Genomic DNA, 22,161 nt, shown 5'->3' with positions numbered 1-22,161 from the left:
GGCAGTTCCCTTAGGGACATCAAAAATTACAGCGCCTTCATCGAACCTTTCGGCAGAACGGCAGCTACGAAGTCACGTTTGACCACAACTTCAGTGGTTTCGTTCAGGGCGATAGCAACATAACCCGTTTCCGCTACTTTGGTTACGCGACCAACCAGGCCACCGGTGGTCAGTACTTCATCACCCTTAGAGATTGAGTCCATCAGTTTTTTGTGCTCTTTCGCACGTTTCTGCTGAGGGCGCAGGATCATGAAGTAGAAAATCAGACCAAATACAACCAGCATAATCACCAGAGAGTAAGGACTTCCCTGTGATGGTGCTGCAGCTGCCACGGCATCAGAAATGAACAAGCTCATTAAAATTCCCTCATTGTTTAATTATCAGACGTTAATGGCGGAACCGCCGTCCCCGTCCGTTGGTAAAATTCAGTCACGAAGTGCTCTAATTTACCTTCTTCAATAGCCTTACGTAAACCCGCCATCAGGCGCTGGTAGTAACGCAGATTATGAATGGTATTCAGACGCGCTCCTAAAATCTCATTACAGCGATCGAGATGGTACAAATAGGCACGGCTGTAATTGCGACAGGTGTAGCAATCACACTCGGCATCCAGCGGAGACGTATCATCTTTATACTTCGCGTTACGGATTTTCACCACACCATCGGTGACGAACAAATGTCCGTTACGCGCATTACGGGTAGGCATCACGCAGTCGAACATATCAATACCACGACGAACGCCTTCAACCAGATCCTGCGGCTTACCGACGCCCATTAAGTAGCGCGGTTTATCTTCAGGAAGCTGCGGGCAAACGTGCTCCAGAATGCGGTGCATGTCGTCTTTTGGCTCACCGACCGCCAGGCCGCCCACAGCGTACCCATCAAAGCCGATCTCCACCAGTCCTTTAACCGAGACATCGCGTAAATCTTCGTAAACACTACCCTGAATGATACCGAACAGCGCGTTTTTATTACCAAGCGAATCAAAGCGATCGCGGCTGCGCTGCGCCCAGCGCAGGGACATTTCCATTGAACGCTTAGCGTAATCCCAGTCGGCCGGATACGGCGTACATTCATCGAAAATCATCACGATATCAGAACCGAGATCGTACTGAATTTCCATCGATTTTTCAGGATCGAGGAAGATCGCGTCGCCGTTGATTGGGTTACGGAAATGCACGCCCTTCTCGGTGATTTTACGAATATCACCCAGACTGAAAACCTGGAAGCCGCCGGAGTCGGTCAGAATCGGCCCCTTCCACTGCATGAAATCATGCAGATCGCCGTGCAGCTTCATGATTTCCTGGCCAGGACGCAGCCATAAATGGAAGGTGTTGCCCAGAATGATCTGCGCACCGGTATCCTGCACTTCTTCCGGCGTCATGCCTTTTACCGTGCCGTAAGTCCCCACGGGCATAAAGGCCGGGGTCTCCACCACGCCACGGTCAAAGACCAGGCGGCCGCGACGGGCGCGGCCGTCGGTAGTATCTAATTCAAACTTCACATTGCCTCCACCGGAGAAACAGTCCGATGTTAATGGTGATAAGAGGGACAGCCGATGCTGCCCTCGGGAAAAATCAGCCCTGCCCTGGGATCTCGTGGCAGGCCTGCAAATTACGGGTAATAAACATCGCATCGCCATAGCTGAAGAAGCGATATTCCTGCGCCACCGCCTGCTGATAGGCGTGCATCGTATTTTTATAACCGGCAAAGGCGGAAACCAGCATAATCAGCGTGGACTCCGGCAGGTGGAAATTGGTCACCAGCGCGTCGATCACCTGATAGTTGTAGCCAGGATAAATAAAGATTTTGGTATCGCCAAAGAACGGCGCAATCAGCGCATCATCAGCGGCCTGCGCCGCGCTTTCCAGCGATCGTACCGAAGTGGTGCCGACGGCGATCACCCGATTGCCGCGTGCCTTACAGGCCAGCACCGCATCCACCACATCCTGCGGCACTTCGGCATATTCGGCATGCATAATGTGGTCTTCAATGCTGTCCACCCGCACCGGCTGGAAGGTTCCTGCGCCAACGTGCAGGGTAACAAATGCGGTTTCCACGCCCTTCTCGCGCAGTGCGGCCAGCAGAGGCTCGTCGAAATGCAAACCGGCGGTCGGTGCCGCGACGGCACCCGGTTTCTGGCTGTAAACCGTCTGATATAGCTCGCGGTCCACGTCCTCGTCCGGGCGGTCGATATAAGGCGGCAGCGGCATGTGGCCGATGTCGTTCAGAATATCCAGCACCGCACGCGGGTCGTTAAATTCAATTTCAAACAGCGTGTCGTGGCGCGCGGTCATGGTTGCCTGCACGCTTTCATCCTCGCCCAGCAGCAGCGCGCTGCCCGGTTTCGGCGACTTGGACGAGCGCACGTGGGCCAGCACGCGCTTATCATCCAGCATGCGCTCAATCAGCACTTCAATTTTGCCGCCGCTGGCCTTGCGGCCAAAAATGCGCGCCGGGATAACCCGCGTATTGTTGAATACCAGCAGGTCACCGGGATTAAGTTTATCCAGTAAGTCGGTGAACACCCCGTGCGTCAGCGCGCCATCCTCACCGTTTAACGACAGCAGGCGGCACCCGCTGCGCTGAGCCTGCGGATAGTGGGCAATCAAAGATTCTGGTAACTCAAAAGAAAAATCGGCAACGCGCATGGTCATTCACATTCAGGGAAATCAGGGCGCATATTCTAGCTGAAAAACGGCAACTTCTAAACCTGCCCTTGATCTTTCCTGCCGCCGTTGCGTAGCGGTTCGTAAAAATGAGATATAGTAGCGGCATGAACTATCTCGCTCACCTCCATCTCGCCACGCTTGCCAACAGCTCGCTGCTGGGCAATCTGATGGCTGATTACATCCGCGGCAATCCGCAGCAGCAGTTTCCTGCCGAGATTGCCGAGGGCATTGCCCTGCACCGACGCATTGATGCGCTGACCGATTCGCTGCCCGAGGTCCGTGCGGCGCGGCAGCTGTTTCGCGCCGAAACGAAGCGCGTGGCACCGATTACGCTGGACGTTATCTGGGATCATTTTCTGTCACATCACTGGGCTAAACTGGTACCGGAAATTTCCCTGCCAGTTTTTTTGGCTCAGGTTAAAAGTGTGATCGAGCCACAATTGCCGGGTACGCCGGAAGGGTTTCAAACCCTTAACCATTACTTATGGCGCGACCGCTGGATGGAGCGTTACGCCGCCGCGCCCTACTTGCAAAATGTCCTACGCGGAATGGCCAGCCGACGCCCGCGCCTGGCGGCCCTGAGCGAAAGCTATTACGATTTTGAAGAAAATTATCAACAACTTGAAAACCTTTTCTGGCAGCTTTATCCGCAGATGATGGATCGCGCGCGCCTGCAGACATTGTGAAAAAGTCCATAAATCACTTAGCGGTTGCCCTTTTCAATAAAAAGGTTATTGTATGATACTGTTTTAGTATTACCCTACCTTTTGATAGGCGTAACCTATCTGAATAATCGGCGTATTACGCTGGCTTGCGGCAGGATGCACACTTTATACTTCCCGCATCTTGTCACCTTCTTCCAACTTACTTTTACAGGAGTGAATATGGTCCTGGTAACTCGTCCAGCCCCTGATTTTACCGCCGCAGCCGTACTGGGCAACGGTGAGATCGTAGAGAACTTCAACTTTAAAAAACACACCGCTGGTAAAGCCACCGTTGTGTTCTTTTGGCCAATGGACTTCACCTTCGTCTGCCCTTCTGAGCTGATCGCTTTCGACAAGCGTTATGCTGAGTTCCAGAAGCGTGGCGTTGAAGTCGTCGGTGTTTCATTCGACTCAGAGTTCGTTCACAACGCATGGCGTAAAACTCCGGTTGATAAAGGCGGCATCGGCGAAGTGCAGTACGCCATGGTTGCTGATATCAAACGTGAAATTCAGAAAGCCTACGGTATTGAGCATCCGGACGCGGGCGTTGCCCTGCGTGGCTCTTTCCTGATCGACAAAGCCGGTGTGGTTCGCCACCAGGTAGTTAACGATCTGCCGTTGGGCCGTAACGTAGATGAAATGCTGCGTATGGTTGACGCGCTGCAGTTCCACGAAGAGCACGGCGAAGTGTGCCCAGCTCAGTGGGAAAAAGGCAAAGAAGGTATGGGCGCATCGCCAGAAGGCGTAGCGAAATACCTGTCTGAAAACGCCGCTAAGCTGTAATTTCAGCTCTGCAAAAAACTCGCTTCGGCGAGTTTTTTTTTGCCTGCAATTACAGGTCGGCGTTCTTTCAGAGATAAAAAAGCCGCCATCCTCACGGACAACGGCTTTTATACGCTTAAGCGACAAGTCTCGTGCGGCTTGTCCGCGTCAGATATTACGACGTTTAACCCACTGCCAACTCACCAGCAGCAGCAGGATCCACGCAATACCGACGTAAAGCGATACGCGAGTATCCGGGAAGTAGCCGATCAAACCGATAATAAAGACGAGGAACAGGATGCCAACCGTTGCGGTAAACGGCCCGCCCGGCAGCGCAAACGCCAGTGCCTTCTTCTGCTCGGCGCTCAGCGTACGACGGAAGCCAATCTGAGAAAACAGGATCATAATCCACACCCAAACGGTCGCGAACGTCGCCAGCGAAGCAATCACCAGGAAGACTTTCTCAGGCATCAGATAGTTCAGATACACCGCCAACAGCATGGCAACCATCATGGCCATGACCGTCACCCACGGCACGCCTTTGCGCGAAACGTTAGAGAAAGCTTTCGGTGCATGTCCCTGCTCTGCCATACCGTGCAGCATGCGTCCAACGCCGAAAACATCGCTGTTAATCGCCGACAGCGAGGCGGTGACGACCACAAAGTTGAGGATGGCTGCAGCGGCGGCAATACCCATATGCTGGAAGGTCAGCACGAACGGACTGCCGTTGGTGCCTACCTGGTTCCACGGGTAAATCGACATAATGACAAACAGCGTGCCCACGTAGAACACCAGAATACGCATCGGTACGGTGTTAATTGCACGCGGAATCGATGTCTGTGGATCCTTCGCTTCACCGGCGGTAATACCAATAATCTCAATCCCGCCGTAGGCAAACATCACCACCTGCAGCGACAGCATGGTGCCAATCCAACCGTTCGGGAAGAATCCACCGTTGGTCCACAGATTGCTGATACCGGTTGCCTGCCCGCCGTTGCCCAGCCCCCAGAAAATAATGCCGAGACCCGCCACAATCATGATGATGATGGTGGCGACTTTGAACAGCGACAGCCAGAACTCCACCTCACCAAACACTTTTACCGTGGCGAGGTTAATGGCACCGATAATCAGCACCACGCTCAGGACCCAGATCCAGTGTGGAACGTCCGGGAACCAGAAGCCCATATAGATACCGAAGGCAGTCACGTCGGCTATGGCAACAATGAGGATTTCAAAACAGTAGGTCCAGCCGGTGATATAGCCTGCCAGCGGGCCAAGGTAGTCCTGCGCGTAGCGCGAGAAGGAGCTGGCCTGAGGATTGTTGACCGACATTTCGCCCAGCGCACGCATAATAATATACGCCACCGCACCGCCGATCAGATAGGCCAGAATCACGCTGGGACCGGCCATTTTGATGGCATCGGCCGAGCCGTAGAACAGGCCGGTACCGATTGCCGAGCCCAGGGCCATAAACCGAATATGGCGGGTGCTCAGTCCCTTTTTAAGTGTCGAACTTGTCATCTCTATACCTGTCGACCCCTTACCCGATCGGGCAAGGGGAAGTTTTACAACGCTTATTGCTGATGCGCAGTAACCGACTGGTGGCCTGACACGCGATCGTATACGGCTACCAGTACCAGCATCACCAGTGAAGGTGGCAACCATGCCAGTCCCTGATCCGCCAGCGGCAGATTTTGGGCAAACCCAGGCAGCAAGGCCTTAAATTCCGTGGTTTTGATAGCGTCAATAATACCGAAAATCAGGCTAACTAACATCGGTAAAGCGATGATTCGGCTGCTTTTGTGCCACCATTTCAGGGTGAAACTCAACAACACCAGCACAATGCATGGCGGATAAATCGCCGTCAGCACCGGAATAGAGAACTGGATCAGATGGCTCAGACCCAGGTTTGACACCACCATCGAGAACAGACCGAGGATGAACACCAGCTGGCGATAGGTTAAAGGCAGCAGGCCTTCAAAGAATTCCGCACAGGCGCAGGTCAGGCCAACCGCAGTGACCATACAGGCTACAAAAATCAGCGCGGCAAGGAAGAAGCTGCCCATACCGCCGAAGGTGTGCTGCACGTAGGCATGTAGAATAGCGGCACCGTTCGCCTGCTGATCGACAATCGATGCGCTGTCTGAACCCAGCTTGAACAGGCTGAGATAAACCAGCGTCAGGCCGACACCGGCGATCAGACCGGCAATCACCGTATAGCGCGTCAGCAGCTTCGCGTTGTCGATACCGCGTGAACGCGCGGCGTTGACGATAACAATACCGAACACCAACGCGCCCAGCGTATCCATGGTCAGATAGCCGTTAACGAAGCCGCTGGAGAATGCCGCACGCTGATAGTCGTGGGTGGCCGGAGCCAGGCCACCGGCGGGCCACAGCAGCGCCGCAAGTCCCAGGATGGTCAGCGCGACGATTTTCAGCGGTGCCAGCACGTGGCCGACGGTATCCAGCAGTTTGCCCGGATACAGAGAGATGCCGATCACCAGCGCAAAGTAGATCAGGCTGTACACCAGCAGCGGCAGAGCGCCATCGCCGGTCAGCGGAGCAATGCCCACTTCGAAAGAAACGGTCGCGGTACGCGGGGTGGCGAACAGTGGGCCTACGGCAAGATAGCAGACCGTTGCCAGCACCACGCCGGCCGCTTTACCGATTGGCGAGCTGAGGGCATCAATCCCCCCACCCACGCGTGCCAGCGCAATAACGGTAATCACCGGCAGACCTACCGCGGTGATCAGGAAGCCGATAGCTGCGGTCCAGACAAATTCGCCGGACTGAATACCCACCATCGGCGGAAAAATAATGTTTCCGGCACCTACGAACAGGGCAAAAGTCATAAAGCCCAGCGCCAGAATATCTTTTGGAGTTAAACGATGTGTCATAAGGAACGGTGCTGCCTGTACTGGTATTGAATCGTGATGTCAGGTTTATCCCCTGTGTCGCCCGGTAAACGTTGCAAAATCAAGCCAGTGCAGTGGAAACCACCGTATATGAGCCGAACGGGCAGCGAATCAGAGCTGTTTATTTTCTATATGCAGGGGGATGATGAAAAAACGGAGGTAAGTAAAACGTTTATAGCGGAGAAAGGCAATACGGGATCCAAAAAGCAGTAGTATATAGCGTAAAAATAACAACAGGCAGCGTATATCATTAGTTAACGTGAATATCGCGTTACATGATTTGTATCTTTTTTATCCGACCCGGCGTTAATTTCTGCATTTTTTCCTTACATGATGCACAAAAGGCGCGTAAAAACGCGCCTTATACACAAAATGACAGGGGAGAAAGCGTTACCAGACGCGGTTAGCGATATCCACCACCAGACGAAGCTTGGCCCACTGCTGCGCTTCCGTCAGACTGTTGCCCTCCTCGGTGGAGGCGAAACCGCACTGCGGGCTCAGGCAGATCTGATCCAGGCTAATGTACTGCGTCGCTTCCTTAATCCGCTGCTCCACCGTGGCCGCCTCTTCCAGCTCACCGGTTTTAGTGGTAATCAGACCCAGTACCACCTGCTGATTGCCCGGTTTGATAAAGCGCAGCGGCTCAAAGCCACCGGAGCGCTCATTATCGTACTCCAGGAAGAAGGCATCAATATTTACGCCGCCGAACAGGATCTCCGCCACCGGTTCATAGCCGCCTTCCGAGATCCAGGTTGAGCGGAAGTTTCCACGGCAGACATGCAGCCCGACAGTCAGGTCGTCCGGCTTGCCTTCCAGCGCCTTGTTCAGCACGCGGGCATAGGTCTGCGCCAGTTCTTCCGGATTATCGCCGCGCTCGCGGATTTCACGCTTCTGATCGTCGGAGCACAGGTAGGCCCAAACGGTATCATCCAGCTGTAAGTAGCGGCATCCGGCATCGTAGAAGGCTTTGATCGCATCTTTATAGGTCTGCGCCAGATCGTCAAAGTAGTCTTTAAGATCGGGATACACGGTGGCATCAATCACTTTACGACCGCCACGGAAGTGCAGCACGCTCGGGCTGGGAATGGTCATTTTCGCCACGGCATCGCCGCTGATGCTTTGCAGGAAGCGAAAATCTTCCAGCATCGGGTGGTTGCTGAAGCCCAGTTTACCGGTGACCTTCACGCCGCGCGCTTTGGTCTGTACGCCGTTGAACTGAATGCCCTGCTCGGCTTCGTAACGCTCTACGCCGTCCAGACCGTCAAAGAAATCAAAATGCCACCAGGCGCGACGGAACTCACCGTCGGTCACCACCTTCAGGCCCGCTTCGCGCTGCAGTTCTACAACCTTGCGGATTTCAGCATCTTCGATCTGACGCAGCGCAGCGGCGTCAATCTCACCCGCTTCAAACTGTTTACGTGCCTGCTTGATCGCGGCCGGACGCAGAAAGCTGCCAACCACTTCGGCGCGATAATGGGTAGATGTTGTCATAGTCGGTTACTCCTGGCCTGCCATCCGGCACATAATTTAGGGTAGTAATAATTACCACTGGTTATTTTTGGACATCTGGATGTCTATATGTCTGGTTGTAAGAGTGTCATGAGAAACGGGCAGCGGCAAACGAGGAAAATTCATCGCAGTTGAAAAAAATTCATCTTCCAGATGAGGATCAACTGCGATAAGGCAGGCCGAGAGGGGATTACGGCGCCAGCAGGTTCATTGCGCGGTCGCGCTGCTGCTGTGACAGCGGCAGATAACCGGCCTGGCTGACCAGCTTCTGGCCGTCCGGCGACAGCGCCAGGCGCAGGAATGCGGCCGTCAGCGGCTCCAGCGGCTTACCAGGGGCTTTATTGACGTAGATATACAGCGGGCGAGCATAGGGATAGAGTCCGCTACGGATATTTTCCGGCGTCGGGGCGATCCAGTCGCTGCCGCTGCGGGCCACCGGCACGGTTTTCACCCCGCTGATATGAAAGCCCGCGCTGGCATAGCCAATGCTGTTCAACGTACCGGCTACCGCCTGCACCACCGCCGCCGAGCCGGGATACTCGCCGACATCCTTGCGGAAATCGCCGTTGCACAGCGCCTGCTGCTTAAAGAAACCCCAGGTCCCGGAGGCAGAGTTGCGGCCAAAGCGCTGCAGGCCGCGATCGGGCCAGCCCGGCTGCGTCAGCTTTAAATCGCCCCAGGTCACAGGCACATTGAGCGCGCCGCAGCGGCGGGTAATGGAAAAAATGGCGTCCAGCTGCTGCACGTTCAGCCCGGGCAGCGGATTATCCTGGTTAACCACCACCACCAGCGCATCCATCGCCACCGGCACCGCCAGCGGCGGATAGCCGTAGCTGTCCTCAAACAGCTGGCGCTCCGGCGCCTGCATCGGGCGGCTCATCGCCCCGAGCTGCGCGGCTCCGGCCGCCAGCGCGGTAGGCGCCGTGGACGATCCCGCCGCCTGGATCTGCACGTTGATCCCCGGGTACTGACGGTTAAAGCTCTCACCCCATAGCGCCATCAGATTGCCCAGGGTGTCGGAGCCGACGCTGGATAAATTCCCCGCCAGCATGCCTTCGCGTGCCGGGGAAACAGAGGTAAACAGCAACAGCGCCAGCGCCATCAGCTTTTTCATAGCAACAAACCCGTCAGATTAACGAACCGCATTCTCAACCAGTTCGGCGCTCACAATCAACCTTGGCGGCAGCTGGAAGCTGAAACAGGTTTCTTTATTCGGCTCGCTGGTGATATCCAGCCGGGCGTTATGATGGCTCAGCGCATGCTTCACAATCGCCAGCCCCAGTCCGCTGCCGCCGGTCTGACGTGAACGCGCCTTATCCACTCGATAGAAGCGCTCGGTGAGGCGCGGAATATGTTCGGCGGCAATGCCCGGTCCATTATCCCGCACCTTAAACTGCGCGCCGTGGGTGTTGCGCAGCCAGCTGATATCAATACGTGTTCCGTCCGGCGTGTGGTTCACCGCGTTATACACCAGATTAGAAATGGCACTGTGCAGCTGCTCATCGTTGCCGTACACGCGCAGATGGGGGTCGGTATGGAAGTGGATCTCATGGCGACCGTTGCTGAGAGTTTCCGCCTCGCGCTGCAGAATGCGCAGCATTCTCGGCACATCCACTTTCTCCTGCAGATCCAATGCCGGAGCGGCTTCAATACGCGACAGCGTCAGCAGCTGTTTCACCAGGCTGTCCATCCTTCGCGTCTGTTCCTGCATAGTGTGCAGCGCCTTGTCGCGCACTCCGCCTTCCAGCACCGAATCATTCATCATTTCCAGATAGCCCTGCAGCACGGTGAGCGGCGTGCGCAGTTCATGGCTGACGTTGGCAAAGAAGTTACGCCGTGCGCCCTCCAGCTGATGCATCTGGGTGACGTCCCTCGCCACCATCAGCCACTGCCCTTCGCTGTAGGGCATCACGCGGAACTCAATATGGCGATGGTTATTCAGCACCAGCGTCAGCGGGCGGCTGAAATCACGCTGGCGAAGATAGCGGGTAAATTCAGGATAACGCAGCAGGTTAAGGATATTCTGGCCGTTATCCTCCGGCCAGCGCAGCGCCAGCATTTGCTGGGCCAGGCCGTTACACCAGAAAATCGTGCCTTCTTCGGTGGTCAGGATCACCGCATCGGGCAGTGATTCTGCTCCGCTGCGAAAACGCTTAATCAGATGCCCCAGCTCTCGGCGGCGACGGCGATTCCTCGCCTGCATCTGATAAAGTCCATAAAACAGCGGCTCCCAGCTGCCCCGTCCGCTTGGCGGGGTCATGCTGCGGTCAACCCACAGCCAGTGGGAAAGGCGAAGTAAGTTATTGAAGTGGAAACCCAGCACGCAGAGCACTGAGACTAACAGCAGCCAGGGCAGATACCCGACCAGTAGCCCGAGCAGTAGCGCGGGCAGGCTGGCGAGCAGCAGCTCCAGAAATAATCTCTTCCAGGAGAGGCGTTCCAACACGGTTCAGACTCCAGTGCGAACGATCAGTAGCGTGCAGAGAAACGGTAACCTGTTCCACGAACGGTTTGTACCATGCGATCGTGCCCGGTCAGCTCTAAGGCTTTACGCAGGCGACGAATATGCACGTCAACGGTACGGTCTTCGACGTAAACGTTAGTCCCCCAGACGTGGTTTAGCAACTGTTCGCGGCTGTAAACCCGCTCCGGGTGCGTCATAAAGAAGTGCAGCAGCTTATACTCTGTTGGCCCCATTTCCAGCGGCTGGGTATCCGACATCACGCGGTGAGAGGACGGGTCGAGGCTCAGCCCCTGCATCTCAATCACCTCTTCCACCGCCATCGGCGAAATACGGCGCATCACGGCTTTGATTCGCGCCATCAGCTCCTTCGGCGAGAACGGTTTGGTAATGTAGTCGTCGGCACCCACTTCCAGGCCACGCACGCGGTCTTCCTCTTCGCCGCGGGCCGTGAGCATCATCACCGGAATATCACGGGTCATCGCTTCACGCTTCAGATGCTTAATAAACTGAATGCCGGAGCCGCCCGGCAGCATCCAGTCCAGCAGAATCAAATCCGGCCAGGGTTCAATCAGCAGGCTGACCGCGCTGTCGTAATCCTCAGCTTCAATAGGTTGATAGTCGTTTTGTTCAAGAACGAAACACAACATCTCGCGGATTGGGGCTTCATCTTCAACTACCAAAATACGCTTAGCCATTATTGCTCCTGCTAATGTGACAGGCTGTCACGGGGGATATGCGGCGTCATTATGCGTCAGTTTTATGACAATTTTATGAAAAAAACACCCCTGGAATCGGGAGCATAGAGAAAAAGCAGCGCGGATGATTTCATCCTGACCGCCGGCAATCACTTGCCCCGTTCACAGCAACAGCGTTTATAATCCCCCGCAACATCATCAGGCTATGCAGGGAGTGACATGCGCATCATTCATACCGCCGACTGGCATCTCGGACAGTTTTTCTATACCAAAAGCCGGGCGGCTGAACATCAGGCCTTTCTCGACTGGCTGCTGACGCAGGCGGAAGCGGAGCAGGCTGATGCGATTATAGTCGCCGGTGATATTTTTGATACCGGATCGCCGCCGAGTTACGCCCGCGAGCTGTATAACCGCTTTGTGGTGAATTTACAGCAGACCGGCTGCCAGCTGGTGGTGCTGGGCGGCAATCACGATTCGGTGGCGACGCTGAATGAATCGCGTGAGCTGCTGGCCTGCCTGAATACCCGGGTGATCGCCGCCGCCAGCGACGATATCTGCGACCAGGTGCTGGTGCTCAACACCCGCGACGGCCAGCCGGGAGCGATGCTGTGCGCCATTCCGTTCCTTCGCCCGCGCGATATTATGCGCAGCCAGAGCGGCCAGTCGGGGCGCGACAAGCAGCAAACCCTGCTGGAGGCCATCACCGACCACTATCAACGCTGCTGGCAGGAGGCGCTGGCGCAGCGGGCCGCCCTTAATCTGACGCTGCCGGTGATCGCCACCGGGCATCTGACTACCATGGGGGTGACCAAAAGCGACGCGGTGCGCGATATTTACATCGGCACGCTGGACGCCTTCCCAGCCGATGCCTTCCCGCCCGCTGACTATATTGCGCTCGGCCATATCCACCGCGCCCAGCGCGTGGCTAACAGCGAGCACATTCGCTACAGCGGCTCGCCGATCCCGCTGAGCTTTGATGAGTTGGGCAAAGAGAAAAGCGTTTTCGTGGTGGATTTTGCCGACGGCGCGCTAAGCAAGGTTACCCCGCTGGCGATCCCGCTGTTTCAGCCGATGCAGATGATTAAAGGCTCGCTGGAAGAGATTGAAGAACAGCTGGCCGCGCTGGAGCCGGATCCGCAGGGAAAATTAATCTGGCTGGATATCGAAATTGTGACCGATGACTGGCTCAGCGAGCTTCAGCGCCGCATCCAGCAGCTCACCGAAACGCTGCCGGTGGAGGTGGTGCTGCTTCGCCGCAGCCGCGAGCAGCGAGAGCGGGTCATCGCCCGGCAGAATAATGAAACCCTCAGCGAACTGAGCGTGGAAGAAGTATTTGCCCGCCGCCTGGCGCTGGAGGAAGGCGAGCCGGAACGGCTGGCGCGCGCTGAAGCCCTGTTCGCACAGACGCTGGAAGCGGTACGCAACGAGGAGCAACCGTGAAAATTTTAACCTTACGCTTTAAGAATCTGAACTCGCTGAAGGGCGAATGGAAAATCGACTTCAGCGCCGAGCCTTTTGCCAGCAACGGGCTGTTTGCGATTACCGGCCCGACCGGAGCCGGGAAAACCACCCTTCTCGACGCCATCTGCCTGGCGCTGTATCACGAAACCCCGCGCCTGAAGAGCATCACCCAGTCGCAAAACGACCTGATGACCCGCGACACCGCAGAATGCCTGGCGGAAGTCGAGTTCGAGGTAAAAGGCGTTGCCTGGCGTGCCTTCTGGAGCCAGAACCGCGCGCGCGGGGCCGCCGACGGCAATCTTCAGGCGCCTCGCGTGGAGCTGGCGCGCTGCGAAGACAATCAAATCGTCGCCGATAAGGTCAAAGATAAGCTGGAGATGATTGCCAGCCTTACCGGCCTGGACTTTGAGCGCTTTACCAAATCGATGATGCTGTCACAGGGTCAGTTCGCGGCGTTCCTTAACGCCGATGCCAACAAGCGTGCCGAGCTGCTGGAAGAGCTGACCGGTACCGAAATCTACGGTCGGCTGTCGGCGCAGGTCTTTGAGCGCCACAAGCTGGCAAAAACCGAACTCGACGGCCTGCGTACCCAGGCATCGGGGATGGATCTGCTGAGTGATGAGCAACAGCAGGAGTTCAGCGACCGCCTGACGCAACAGGTTGCCGATGAGCAGGTACTCACTTCGCAGCTGCAACAGCAGCAGCAACAGCTGCAGGAGTGGCAGCAGTTGGAGCAGCTTCAGCAGGACCAGAAAAACCTCGTCCAGCAGCAGCAGAGGCTGACGGAACAGCTCAGGCAGGCGCAGGACGCACTGGGCAATGCCGCACAGCAGCGGGAGCAGGCACAACAGGCGGAGGAGCAGCATCAGGCGCAGCGGCTGGTGCAGGAAACGCTGATTGCCGAGCAGGTGATCCCGCTTGACCATCAGCTGTCTTCGCTGGGCGATCGGCTGAAACAGCTGGAGCAGGAGCGAAGTCAGCACCAACTGTCACTCCAGTCCCGCCAGCAGGAACGTATAAAAAACCAGCAGATTCAGCAGGATAAACTGTCGGCGCAGCAGCAGCTGCAGCAGTGGCGGGATGCGCATCCCCGCTTCGCGCATTATGGCGAATCTCTGCCGCTGTGGCGTGAACGATTCAGCCAGCAGCAAAAAAGTGAGCAGTCACTCTCTGCCCTGCGCCTGCGCGTTGAGGCCCAGCAGCAGGAACTGCAGCAGCTGGATCGCACCCGTCAGCAGCTCATTCAGCAGGCCGTTCCACTCCAGCAGCAGCTCACCGAAGCGCAGCAGGCGCTGGAAAAGGCCGCTCAGGTCCTGCACCCCCTGCAACAGCAGCACTCTGCCGAATCCCTGCGCGTCGGGCTGCAACAGTTTGCCCACCAGCGTCCACAGCGCCAGCAGTTGGCTACGCTGCAACCGCAGTGGCAGCTGTTAACCGCCCGGCGAAGCCGCCTGCAGCAGGATGAGCAGCAGCTGGCGCGGGAAATAGCGCAAACTAGTGAGCAGTTACTTACACTACGCACCAGCTGGAAAGAGAAAAACCAGCATTTGCAGGATGTTAAAGCGCGCCGCGACCTTGAACAGCGTATCGCCAGCCTGGAAGAACATCGCGCCCGCCTGGAATCGGGCCACCCCTGTCCGCTGTGCGGCTCGACCGATCACCCTGCCGTCGCGGAGTATCAGGCATTACAGCTTTCGGAAACGCAGCAGCGACTGGCGGAACTAGAACGGCAGGAGCAGGAATTAAAAGAGCGCGGCAGCGCCTGTAGCGCGCAGCTGAAACAGTGGCAGCGACAGGAAGAGCGCCTGAAGCAGGATCGCCTGGAGGCCGACGAGCAGGCCGCTCAGCTTGAACAGCACTGGCAAAACGCGGTGCAGGCGCTGGCGCTGACCTTCAGTCCCGATGACGGCGAGCGGGTGACGGCCTGGCTGCAAGAGCAGGAGCAGCTGGAGCAAAATCAGCAGCAGCAGCTTAACGCCCTCGAGCAGGCGGAGCGCATCTTTCAGCAGCAGAAAGAACATCTCTACCAGCAGCAGCAGGCGGTGCAGACGCTGCAACAGCAAACGCAGCTTCAGCAGCAGCAGTTTGATACCGCCAGCCGCCTGCTGGACGAGCAGCGCCAGCAGCTGACGCAGGAAGAGCAGCAGGCTGCTCAACAGCGCAGCGCACTGGCCGAAAGCCTGCTGCCGCTGGAGCTGGCGCTGCCGGAGAACGGCGACTATCACGGCTGGCTGCAGCTGCGTGAACAGCACTGGCAGCAGTGGCAGCAGAACGCCACCGCGCTGACGCAGCTGATACCGGAGCTGGCAACCCTGAGCAGCCGTCAGCAGGCGCTGGACGAGGAGCTGGCGCAGCAGCAGGCACAGCTGGAGGCACAAAACCAGCGCATCGGCGAGCAGCAGCAGGCACTGGCTCACTGCCAGCAGCAGCGTCAGCAGCTGTTTGGCGATCGCATCATCGCTCATGTTCAGCAGCAGCTGCGCGAGCAGGCCGCCGAGTATGCTACCGCCTCCCGCCGCTATCAGCAGCTCTGGCAGCAGCAGCAGGACCAGGCAAACACCCTGCTCGGCCAGCTTCAGTCGCTGGATGCGCAGCTGCTGGTGCTGGCGGCGCGACTGAAAGAGAGCGAAGAAAAGGTCAGCCATCAGCAGGAAGGCAGCCCGGAAAATGGCCAGGATAGCGGCACGGTGCGTGACACGCTGGCCGCCAGCGTGGCGGAACTGGGCCGTCAGCTGCGTGAGAATGCCGGTTTACAGGGACAGCTTCGCCAGCAGCTGAGCTACGACGCCTCGCGCCGCCAGCAGCTCCAGTCCCTGCTGGCACAGATCGCCGATAACGAACAGCGGGTGGAGGACTGGGCGTATCTGAACCAGCTGATCGGCTCACGCGATGGCGATAAATTCCGCCGCTTTGCCCAGGGGCTGACGCTCGATCACCTGGTCTGGCTGGCGAATAATCAGCTCAATCGCCTGCACGGCCGCTATCTGCTGCAGCGCAAAACCCAGGAGGTGCTGGAGCTGGAGGTGGTGGACACCTGGCAGGCGGATGCCCGCCGCGACACGCGCACGCTGTCCGGCGGCGAGAGCTTCCTGGTCAGTCTGGCGCTGGCGCTGGCGCTCTCCGATCTGGTCAGCCACAAGACGCGCATCGAGTCGCTGTTCCTCGATGAAGGCTTCGGCACGCTGGATGCCGAGACGCTGGACAGCGCGCTGGATGCGCTGGATGCGTTAAACGCCAGCGGTAAAACCATCGGGGTGATCAGCCACGTTGAGGCGATGAAGGAGCGCATACCGGTGCAGATTCGGGTGCGTAAGATCAACGGTCTTGGCTACAGTCGGCTGGAGACGCCGACGGGATAAGTATCACCGGTGGGCTGTAGCACAGGCGATCGGTGACTGATCGATGGCGGGTTATGTCGCTGGAACAGAGTTGCTGGGTGCCCGGCCTCTGCCGGGGCTGCCGGGCGGGTCCTCGCGCCGCGCTGCGGTCCCTTCGGCTCACGCATCCGGCCGCACGGACCGGTGAAGACGTGTCATCCCTGACCCGACTTCGCCTGCCGCCAACATCCCTGTTGGCGGCTCCTGGCCAGCTGCCCTCCCCTCAGCGCTGCGGATGTCCCGGCAGCCCCGGCAGAGGCCGTTCCCCTTTTTTCATTTTGCTCGCTGCGTAGTAAAGACCGCTCCGGCATCAACGCGAAGACCGGCTGGTGCCCCGGAGTGGCAATCCGCAGCGCTGAGCGCAGTGAGAAGGTTCGGATAAGCCCGCAGGACGCGGGCGCAAGGTGCGGCCGGGACAGGGAGGTCCCGTCCGTGCCGGTCCGGAAAACCGACAAACGGAGCGAAGGAATCGCGCCTTGCGCGACGCGAGGACCGCCAGCCCGGGGCACCAGCCGGTCAGCGCAGAGCGCCGGTGGGGCAGACTACACCCGTAACCATCTCATTTAGCCGTTGATCTACCGATCACATGAATCAAGCTGCGGCTGCACGATACGATTCAAACGTTAACTCGCCTGCTCCTCCTGCCGCCACTGGCGAGGACTCACGCCAAACCAGCGGCGGAAAGCGCGGGAAAACGCACTCACCTCGGAATACCCCAGCAGCAGCGCCATCTCCGAAATAGGCAGCTGCCGCTGCTGCAAATAGTGGGTCGCCATCTCACAGCGCACCTTATCCACCAGCGCGGTAAAACTCACTCCTTCCTCCCGCAGCCGGCGCTGTAAAGACCAGCTCGACATCCCCATATTTTCCGCCACCTCTTCCAGCGTCGGCTCTCCCTGCAGCAGCGCCATATTCACCTGCGAACGAGCCCGATCGACAAGATTCTGCTGGCTGGCACTAGCGTTAAGCCGCTGGATAGCATCCTGCATCACGCCCAGCAACAGCGGATCGCTGTCCGGCATCGCGCGCGCCAGATCGCGCTTCATGATCACCAGCGAGTTAAACGGCTGATCGAAGTAAACCGGCGCATCAAACACCTTACAGTGCTCGTGCCACTGCTCGGGGCGCGGATGCTCAAAATGCACCTCACGCGGGGCCCAGTTTTTTCCGGCAGCGTGGCGGATAAGATTGAGAAACATGCCCAGCGTCAGTTCGGCATCCTGACGACGGCAAAGAATAGCGCCGTGGCGCACCTGATAATCCAGCCGCCAGCTGTCCCCTTTGTCTACCAGGCGGGTTAAGGTATCGCGCTGATGCCAGGGAAACGCGTGCACCACATTGTGCAGCGCCTGTTCCAGCGTTGCGCTGCACAGCCCGATATAGCCAATCAGCCCTAATGACTGCGGTTTAAACTGCCTGCCGTAGTGTAAACCGAAGTTATCACAGTCCGAATATCGCGCCGATTCTTCCATCACCCGACAGTAGTTAATCAACCCCAGGCTCAGCGTCGGCTGTGCCAGCAGCTCGGCATCAATGCCGCTGATGCCGAAAATGCGGTCCACGTCCCCGCCCCGTTCACTGATGAAACCACTTAATCCGCTGGCTGCTGCCGCCAGAACGCCGCGATTGCTGACGCTCCCACCGTGCAGAACATGGCTGAGATCGGGATGTCTGTTCAGTAAAGTTTGCATGATCATCATCACCTTAGTGCCGCCGTCGATAACCTGATAAACAGCAAATATCGTACCAACTGCAACCGGAGTGAAAATCAACATGTTAACGTCACCCGACGGTGTATCGGGCACCGCCAGCGAGCAGTGCTGCGCCCTGGCGGTGCAGGATCATGCGCCGATCGGCAGCCCGTCGCGCGCCAGATAGGAACGGCACAGACGTACCGAATGATCCGCCCATTGCGATCCCAGGCTTTGGGCCATTTCCGTTTCCGCATGCGATCCCGCCCAGGCGAGCAGCTGAATGCGGCGCTGGATCAGCAGCGTCGGCACTTTCTCCATGTCGGCATCGTTGATGTGCGCCACCTGCTCATAGCCGCGCAGCCAGTGATCCACCCACTCGCCGGCACGAGGATGATGCTCAACAAAACTGATCGCCGCCGCCAGATCGTGCAGATACCAGCCGAAACCGCAGTCGTCAAAATCGATCACCCGCGTCTGGCCGTTATCCAGCAGCAGGTTGGTCAGCCGCAGATCGGCGTGAATCAGCCCGTAGCGCTGCGGATCCTTACCAAAGTCGGCCATCTCATCGCCAACCCGCGCAATGGCTTCCTCGACGATCCGATGATCGGCTGAACGGAGATTCGGCGCATCGCGCCAGTCACCCCAGTGGCTTTGCGGACTGACCATGGTGTGGTGATCCCAGACGATCCGCTGGAAGCCCGCCGGGCGCTGCCAGCTGCGGCTGTGCTGGTGCAGGCGGGCGGTGATATTCCCCAGCTGCTGGAAGGCGCGCGGATCAACGTCGGTGCCCGGCATCTCCCCTTCTATCCAGTTGAACAGCACGGCGTGACGAACCGAGCCGTCCGCCATGGTCAGGGTCTGCACTCGCTGCCCTTCAACATCGCTCACCGCCTCCGGCACTTCAATGCCGGTCTGGCGCAGTGCATCCAGCCACTGCAGTTCACTTTCAATATCCGCCCGCTGATGATAGTCGGCGCGGTGCAGCCGCAGGGCGTAGCGTTTTCCCGCAGCCTGTAGCAAATACGTCGAGTTTTCTGAACGACACAGCAGGTTCAGCTTTCCCTGCAGCGCAGGTGCGTAACGGCTCAACGCGCATTCGGCCAGGCGCAGCAGCGCCTCATTACTCAAGGTGTCATATTGTTTGGCGGTCATCATCCGGCTCCATAGTCAGCGTTAGTCTGTACTTCCGTGCTATCAGCATCCTGCACCCGACTCTTTCCAGCTTGACCTTAAACGACCCAGTTTTGACCGCAGCGTACAGGCGGCATTTTCCGCGTGAGTAAGTTGACCGCAGGCGACAAATCTCATTGCCGCCGTCAAGTTTCCCCCCAGGCAGCGGCGGCATTATCGGGTCACGACAACATCAACGACGGGGAATACGCTATGAACAACACTTTGAAGCCCGCATTAGGGACGATACATCTGTGGGGCATTGCGGTAGGGCTGGTGATTTCAGGGGAATATTTTGGCTGGAGCTACGGCTGGGGCGTGGCGGGAACGCTGGGCTTCCTGCTGACGACGTTAATGGTCGCGACGATGTACAGCTGTTTTATCTTCAGCTTTACCGAACTGACCACGGCGATCCCCCATGCCGGCGGCCCGTTTGCCTACAGCCGCCGCGCGTTTGGTGAAACCGGTGGCCTGATTGCCGGTATGGCCACGCTGATCGAGTTTGTCTTTGCGCCACCGGCCATCGCCATGGCCATCGGTGCGTATCTGAACGTGCAGTATCCGGAGCTGAACCCGAAATATGCCGCCGTCGGGGCCTATGTGGTGTTTATGACGCTGAACATCCTTGGCGTGAAGCTGGCGGCGATGTTTGAACTGGTGGTCACGGTGCTGGCGGTGTTCGAACTGCTGGTGTTTATGGGCGTGGTTGCCCCGGGGTTCAGCATCGCGAACTTTGCCGCCAACGGCTGGGCGGGCGGTGAACACTTTGGCCTGCCTGCGGTGTCCGGCATCTTTGCGGCGATTCCGTTTGCCATCTGGTTCTTCCTCGCTATCGAGGGCGCAGCGATGGCGGCAGAAGAAGCGAAGGATCCGAAGCGAACCATTCCCCGCGCCTATATCGCCGGGATTCTGACCCTGGTGGTGCTGGCGATTGGCGTGATGCTGATGGCGGGCGGTGCCGGAGACTGGCGTACGCTGTCGAATATCAACGATCCACTGCCGCAGGCGATGAAGATGATCGTCGGCAGCAACTCGAACTGGATGCATATGCTGGTGTGGATTGGTCTGTTCGGCCTGATTGCCAGCTTCCACGGCATTATTCTCGGCTATTCGCGTCAGTTCTTCGCCCTCTCCCGCGCCGGATATCTGCCCGCCGGTCTGGCTAAACTGTCGCGCTTTCAGACGCCGCACCGGGCCATTATCGCCGGTGGCGTGATTGGTATTGCGGCCATTTTCAGCGACAGCTGGATTAACCTGCAGGGCATGACGCTGACCGCCGCGATGATCACCATGGCCGTGTTCGGTGCCATTGTGATGTATCTAATGAGTATGCTTAGCCTGTTCCGCCTGCGCCGTACTGCACCAGAGCTGGACCGCAGCTTCCTTGCGCCGGGCTACCCGATTGTTCCGGGCATTGCGCTGGTGCTGGCGGTGGTGTGCCTGATAGCGATGCTGTGGTTTAACCCGCTGATCGGTGCTGTCTTCGTTGGGCTGATGGCGGTGGCCTACATCTGGTTCCTGATGACCAAAAGCCTGCGCGACAACGCTCCGCACGATGCAATGCTGCAGGGCGAATAGCTCTTAAATCAAAGGTTCCGCCCAGGCAGAACGCAGACATCCGGGCACGGCCATCATCGCGATGACCGTGCCCGTTGTTCTCTACCACTCAGGACAAAACAGGGCGACGTCGGAGCTTACAGCGGCCACAGCCACGCGGCACCGCGCACGCCGCTGGAATCACCGTGCACCGCCTTGCGAATCGGCGTGGCAAACTCACCACCGAATACCCAGTTTTTCACCAGCTGCGGCACCGTCTGATACAGCCTGTCGACGTTACTCATGCCGCCGCCCAGCACGATCATATCCGGGTCGAGAATGTTCACCACGTGCGCCAGCGATTTAGCCAGCCGCAGCTCGTAGCGGCCCATCACCAGCTCCGCCACGGGATCCTGCTGCTCGATCTGCTGAATAATCTCCGCGCCTTTACGGTCGATGCCGCTGAGCCGCTGATAGTCGGTGGCAAAGCCGGTGCCGGAAATGAAGGTTTCGATGCAGCCCGCTTTACCGCAGTAGCAGGGCACTTCGCGGCGGTAGTTCAGTTCGTCTTCGTCCATCCAAGGCAGCGGATTATGCCCCCACTCCCCGGCGTTGCCGTTGCCGCCGCCGTGCGCCTGGCCGTTTAGCGCCACGCCGGCTCCGCAGCCAGTGCCGATAATCACCGCGAAGACCGTTTGCATGCCGGCCGCAGCCCCATCTACCGCTTCGGAAACGGCCAGGCAGTTCGCATCATTGGCGATGCGCACCTCACGCCCCAGCAGCTGCCGTAAATCTTTATCCAGCGGCATGCCGTTCAGCCAGGTGGAGTTGGCGTTTTTTACCAGACCGGTCACCGGCGACAGCGTGCCGGGGATCCCCATTCCCACCGTCCCCTGCTGCCCCGTGGCTGCTTCAGCACGCTTCACCAGATCGGCGATAGCCGCCAGCGTCTGCGCATAGTCGTTACGCGGCGTCGGCACGCGGTAGCGATACAGCTCCTCTCCCTGGTCCGAGAGCGCAATCACTTCTGTTTTCGTGCCACCCAAATCGATACCGATACGCACCGCTTATTCCTTATCATTTAACGTTCAGATCATTACCTTAGAAGGCGAAAGGCTGAAAGGCAATGAAACCCCGCCGCCGATTCGCTATCATGCGCGCTGACTTTGAACTTGCGCGCCATTTACGCGCCCTGAGAGGGA

Annotated in this window: 17 protein-coding genes; 5 read left to right on the top strand and 12 right to left on the bottom strand. The window is 58.0% G+C overall.

What is annotated here, in order from left to right; genetic code table 11:
- Positions 1-26 precede the first annotated feature (26 nt).
- The 3 genes from yajC to queA all read right to left on the bottom strand — a co-directional run bounded on the left by yajC (position 27) and on the right by queA (position 2,651).
- Complete coding sequence (gene yajC, locus EC836_RS18005; RefSeq protein WP_056233931.1) at positions 27-356, bottom strand: preprotein translocase subunit YajC; 330 nt, start codon at positions 354-356, stop codon at positions 27-29.
- A 17-nt stretch (positions 357-373) separates the two neighbouring features.
- Complete coding sequence (gene tgt, locus EC836_RS18000) at positions 374-1,504, bottom strand: tRNA guanosine(34) transglycosylase Tgt (RefSeq protein WP_123335646.1); 1,131 nt, start codon at positions 1,502-1,504, stop codon at positions 374-376.
- 73 nt (positions 1,505-1,577) lie between these two features.
- The gene (gene queA, locus EC836_RS17995; RefSeq protein ID WP_123335971.1) at positions 1,578-2,651 is read right to left on the bottom strand and encodes a tRNA preQ1(34) S-adenosylmethionine ribosyltransferase-isomerase QueA; all 1,074 of its coding nucleotides are present in this window, start codon (positions 2,649-2,651) and stop codon (positions 1,578-1,580) included.
- Between the two features lie 125 nt (positions 2,652-2,776).
- Between queA and EC836_RS17990 the strand changes: the two genes are divergently transcribed.
- On the top strand, positions 2,777-3,358 hold the full coding sequence (locus tag EC836_RS17990) for an ACP phosphodiesterase (RefSeq protein ID WP_123335644.1): 582 nt from the start codon (positions 2,777-2,779) through the stop codon (positions 3,356-3,358).
- Positions 3,359-3,556: 198 nt separating this feature from the next.
- Entirely contained in the window at positions 3,557-4,159 is a 603-nt protein-coding gene (locus EC836_RS17985) for a peroxiredoxin C (protein ID WP_056233921.1), read from the top strand.
- Between the two features lie 147 nt (positions 4,160-4,306).
- Here the strand turns inward: EC836_RS17985 and proY are convergent, their stop codons facing one another.
- The 6 genes from proY to phoB form a co-directional block, all read right to left on the bottom strand.
- Entirely contained in the window at positions 4,307-5,659 is a 1,353-nt protein-coding gene (proY, locus tag EC836_RS17980) for a proline-specific permease ProY (RefSeq protein ID WP_123335641.1), read from the bottom strand.
- A gap of 53 nt (positions 5,660-5,712) precedes the next feature.
- Entirely contained in the window at positions 5,713-7,035 is a 1,323-nt protein-coding gene (gene brnQ / locus EC836_RS17975; RefSeq protein ID WP_105590767.1) for a branched-chain amino acid transport system II carrier protein, read from the bottom strand.
- Positions 7,036-7,443: 408 nt separating this feature from the next.
- Positions 7,444-8,544 carry a cobalamin-independent methionine synthase II family protein gene (locus EC836_RS17970; protein ID WP_123335639.1) on the bottom strand — a complete coding sequence of 367 codons (1,101 nt, stop codon included), beginning with the start codon at positions 8,542-8,544 and terminating at the stop codon, positions 7,444-7,446.
- 208 nt (positions 8,545-8,752) lie between these two features.
- A complete protein-coding gene (locus EC836_RS17965) occupies positions 8,753-9,676 on the bottom strand; it encodes a PstS family phosphate ABC transporter substrate-binding protein (RefSeq protein ID WP_123335637.1) in 924 nt (307 codons plus the stop codon).
- Positions 9,677-9,694: 18 nt separating this feature from the next.
- Positions 9,695-11,008 carry a phosphate regulon sensor histidine kinase PhoR gene (phoR, locus tag EC836_RS17960; protein ID WP_123335635.1) on the bottom strand — a complete coding sequence of 438 codons (1,314 nt, stop codon included), beginning with the start codon at positions 11,006-11,008 and terminating at the stop codon, positions 9,695-9,697.
- A gap of 23 nt (positions 11,009-11,031) precedes the next feature.
- Positions 11,032-11,721 carry a phosphate response regulator transcription factor PhoB gene (phoB, locus tag EC836_RS17955; RefSeq protein ID WP_105590763.1) on the bottom strand — a complete coding sequence of 230 codons (690 nt, stop codon included), beginning with the start codon at positions 11,719-11,721 and terminating at the stop codon, positions 11,032-11,034.
- Positions 11,722-11,940: 219 nt separating this feature from the next.
- Between phoB and sbcD the strand changes: the two genes are divergently transcribed.
- Both sbcD and EC836_RS17945 read left to right on the top strand, forming a co-directional pair.
- Positions 11,941-13,161, top strand: coding sequence for an exonuclease subunit SbcD (gene sbcD, locus EC836_RS17950; RefSeq protein ID WP_123335633.1), 1,221 nt, complete (start codon positions 11,941-11,943; stop codon positions 13,159-13,161).
- Positions 13,158-16,541, top strand: coding sequence for an AAA family ATPase (locus tag EC836_RS17945; protein ID WP_123335631.1), 3,384 nt, complete (start codon positions 13,158-13,160; stop codon positions 16,539-16,541). The genes sbcD and EC836_RS17945 overlap by 4 nt, the downstream gene beginning before the upstream one ends.
- Positions 16,542-17,182: 641 nt before the next feature.
- Here the strand turns inward: EC836_RS17945 and EC836_RS17940 are convergent.
- Together EC836_RS17940 and EC836_RS17935 are read right to left on the bottom strand one after the other, a co-directional pair.
- Positions 17,183-18,250: an AraC family transcriptional regulator gene (locus EC836_RS17940; protein ID WP_370348169.1), complete on the bottom strand. Its 1,068-nt coding sequence runs from the start codon at positions 18,248-18,250 to the stop codon at positions 17,183-17,185.
- Positions 18,251-18,400: 150 nt separating this feature from the next.
- On the bottom strand, positions 18,401-19,405 hold the full coding sequence (locus EC836_RS17935; protein WP_123335629.1) for a phosphotransferase enzyme family protein: 1,005 nt from the start codon (positions 19,403-19,405) through the stop codon (positions 18,401-18,403).
- Between the two features lie 231 nt (positions 19,406-19,636).
- Here EC836_RS17935 and eat point away from each other — a divergent pair, with 231 nt between their 5' ends.
- Positions 19,637-21,001 carry an ethanolamine permease gene (eat, locus tag EC836_RS17930; protein WP_123335627.1) on the top strand — a complete coding sequence of 455 codons (1,365 nt, stop codon included), beginning with the start codon at positions 19,637-19,639 and terminating at the stop codon, positions 20,999-21,001.
- Positions 21,002-21,117: 116 nt separating this feature from the next.
- Here the strand turns inward: eat and mak are convergent, their stop codons facing one another.
- Positions 21,118-22,023: a fructokinase gene (gene mak / locus EC836_RS17925; RefSeq protein ID WP_123335625.1), complete on the bottom strand. Its 906-nt coding sequence runs from the start codon at positions 22,021-22,023 to the stop codon at positions 21,118-21,120.
- Positions 22,024-22,161 lie beyond the last annotated feature (138 nt).

This window comes from Erwinia sp. JUb26 (assembly GCF_003751505.1).
Lineage (GTDB): Bacteria > Pseudomonadota > Gammaproteobacteria > Enterobacterales > Enterobacteriaceae > Erwinia.
This window is presented reverse-complemented; position numbering and strand designations above follow the sequence as displayed.

Bases quoted from the DNA above. Each gene is read 5' to 3' on its own strand.
- queA (WP_123335971.1), bottom strand. From the start codon at position 2,651: ATGCGCGTTGCCGATTTTTCTTTTGAGTTACCAGAATCTTTGATTGCC.
- phoB (WP_105590763.1), bottom strand. From the start codon at position 11,721: ATGGCTAAGCGTATTTTGGTAGTTGAAGATGAAGCCCCAATCCGCGAG.
- eat (WP_123335627.1), top strand. From the start codon at position 19,637: ATGAACAACACTTTGAAGCCCGCATTAGGGACGATACATCTGTGGGGC.
- brnQ (WP_105590767.1), bottom strand. From the start codon at position 7,035: ATGACACATCGTTTAACTCCAAAAGATATTCTGGCGCTGGGCTTTATG.
- EC836_RS17970 (WP_123335639.1), bottom strand. From the start codon at position 8,544: ATGACAACATCTACCCATTATCGCGCCGAAGTGGTTGGCAGCTTTCTG.
- proY (WP_123335641.1), bottom strand. From the start codon at position 5,659: ATGACAAGTTCGACACTTAAAAAGGGACTGAGCACCCGCCATATTCGG.
- EC836_RS17935 (WP_123335629.1), bottom strand. From the start codon at position 19,405: ATGACCGCCAAACAATATGACACCTTGAGTAATGAGGCGCTGCTGCGC.
- EC836_RS17985 (WP_056233921.1), top strand. From the start codon at position 3,557: ATGGTCCTGGTAACTCGTCCAGCCCCTGATTTTACCGCCGCAGCCGTA.
- sbcD (WP_123335633.1), top strand. From the start codon at position 11,941: ATGCGCATCATTCATACCGCCGACTGGCATCTCGGACAGTTTTTCTAT.
- EC836_RS17965 (WP_123335637.1), bottom strand. From the start codon at position 9,676: ATGAAAAAGCTGATGGCGCTGGCGCTGTTGCTGTTTACCTCTGTTTCC.
- yajC (WP_056233931.1), bottom strand. From the start codon at position 356: ATGAGCTTGTTCATTTCTGATGCCGTGGCAGCTGCAGCACCATCACAG.
- EC836_RS17940 (WP_370348169.1), bottom strand. From the start codon at position 18,250: ATGCAAACTTTACTGAACAGACATCCCGATCTCAGCCATGTTCTGCAC.
- EC836_RS17990 (WP_123335644.1), top strand. From the start codon at position 2,777: ATGAACTATCTCGCTCACCTCCATCTCGCCACGCTTGCCAACAGCTCG.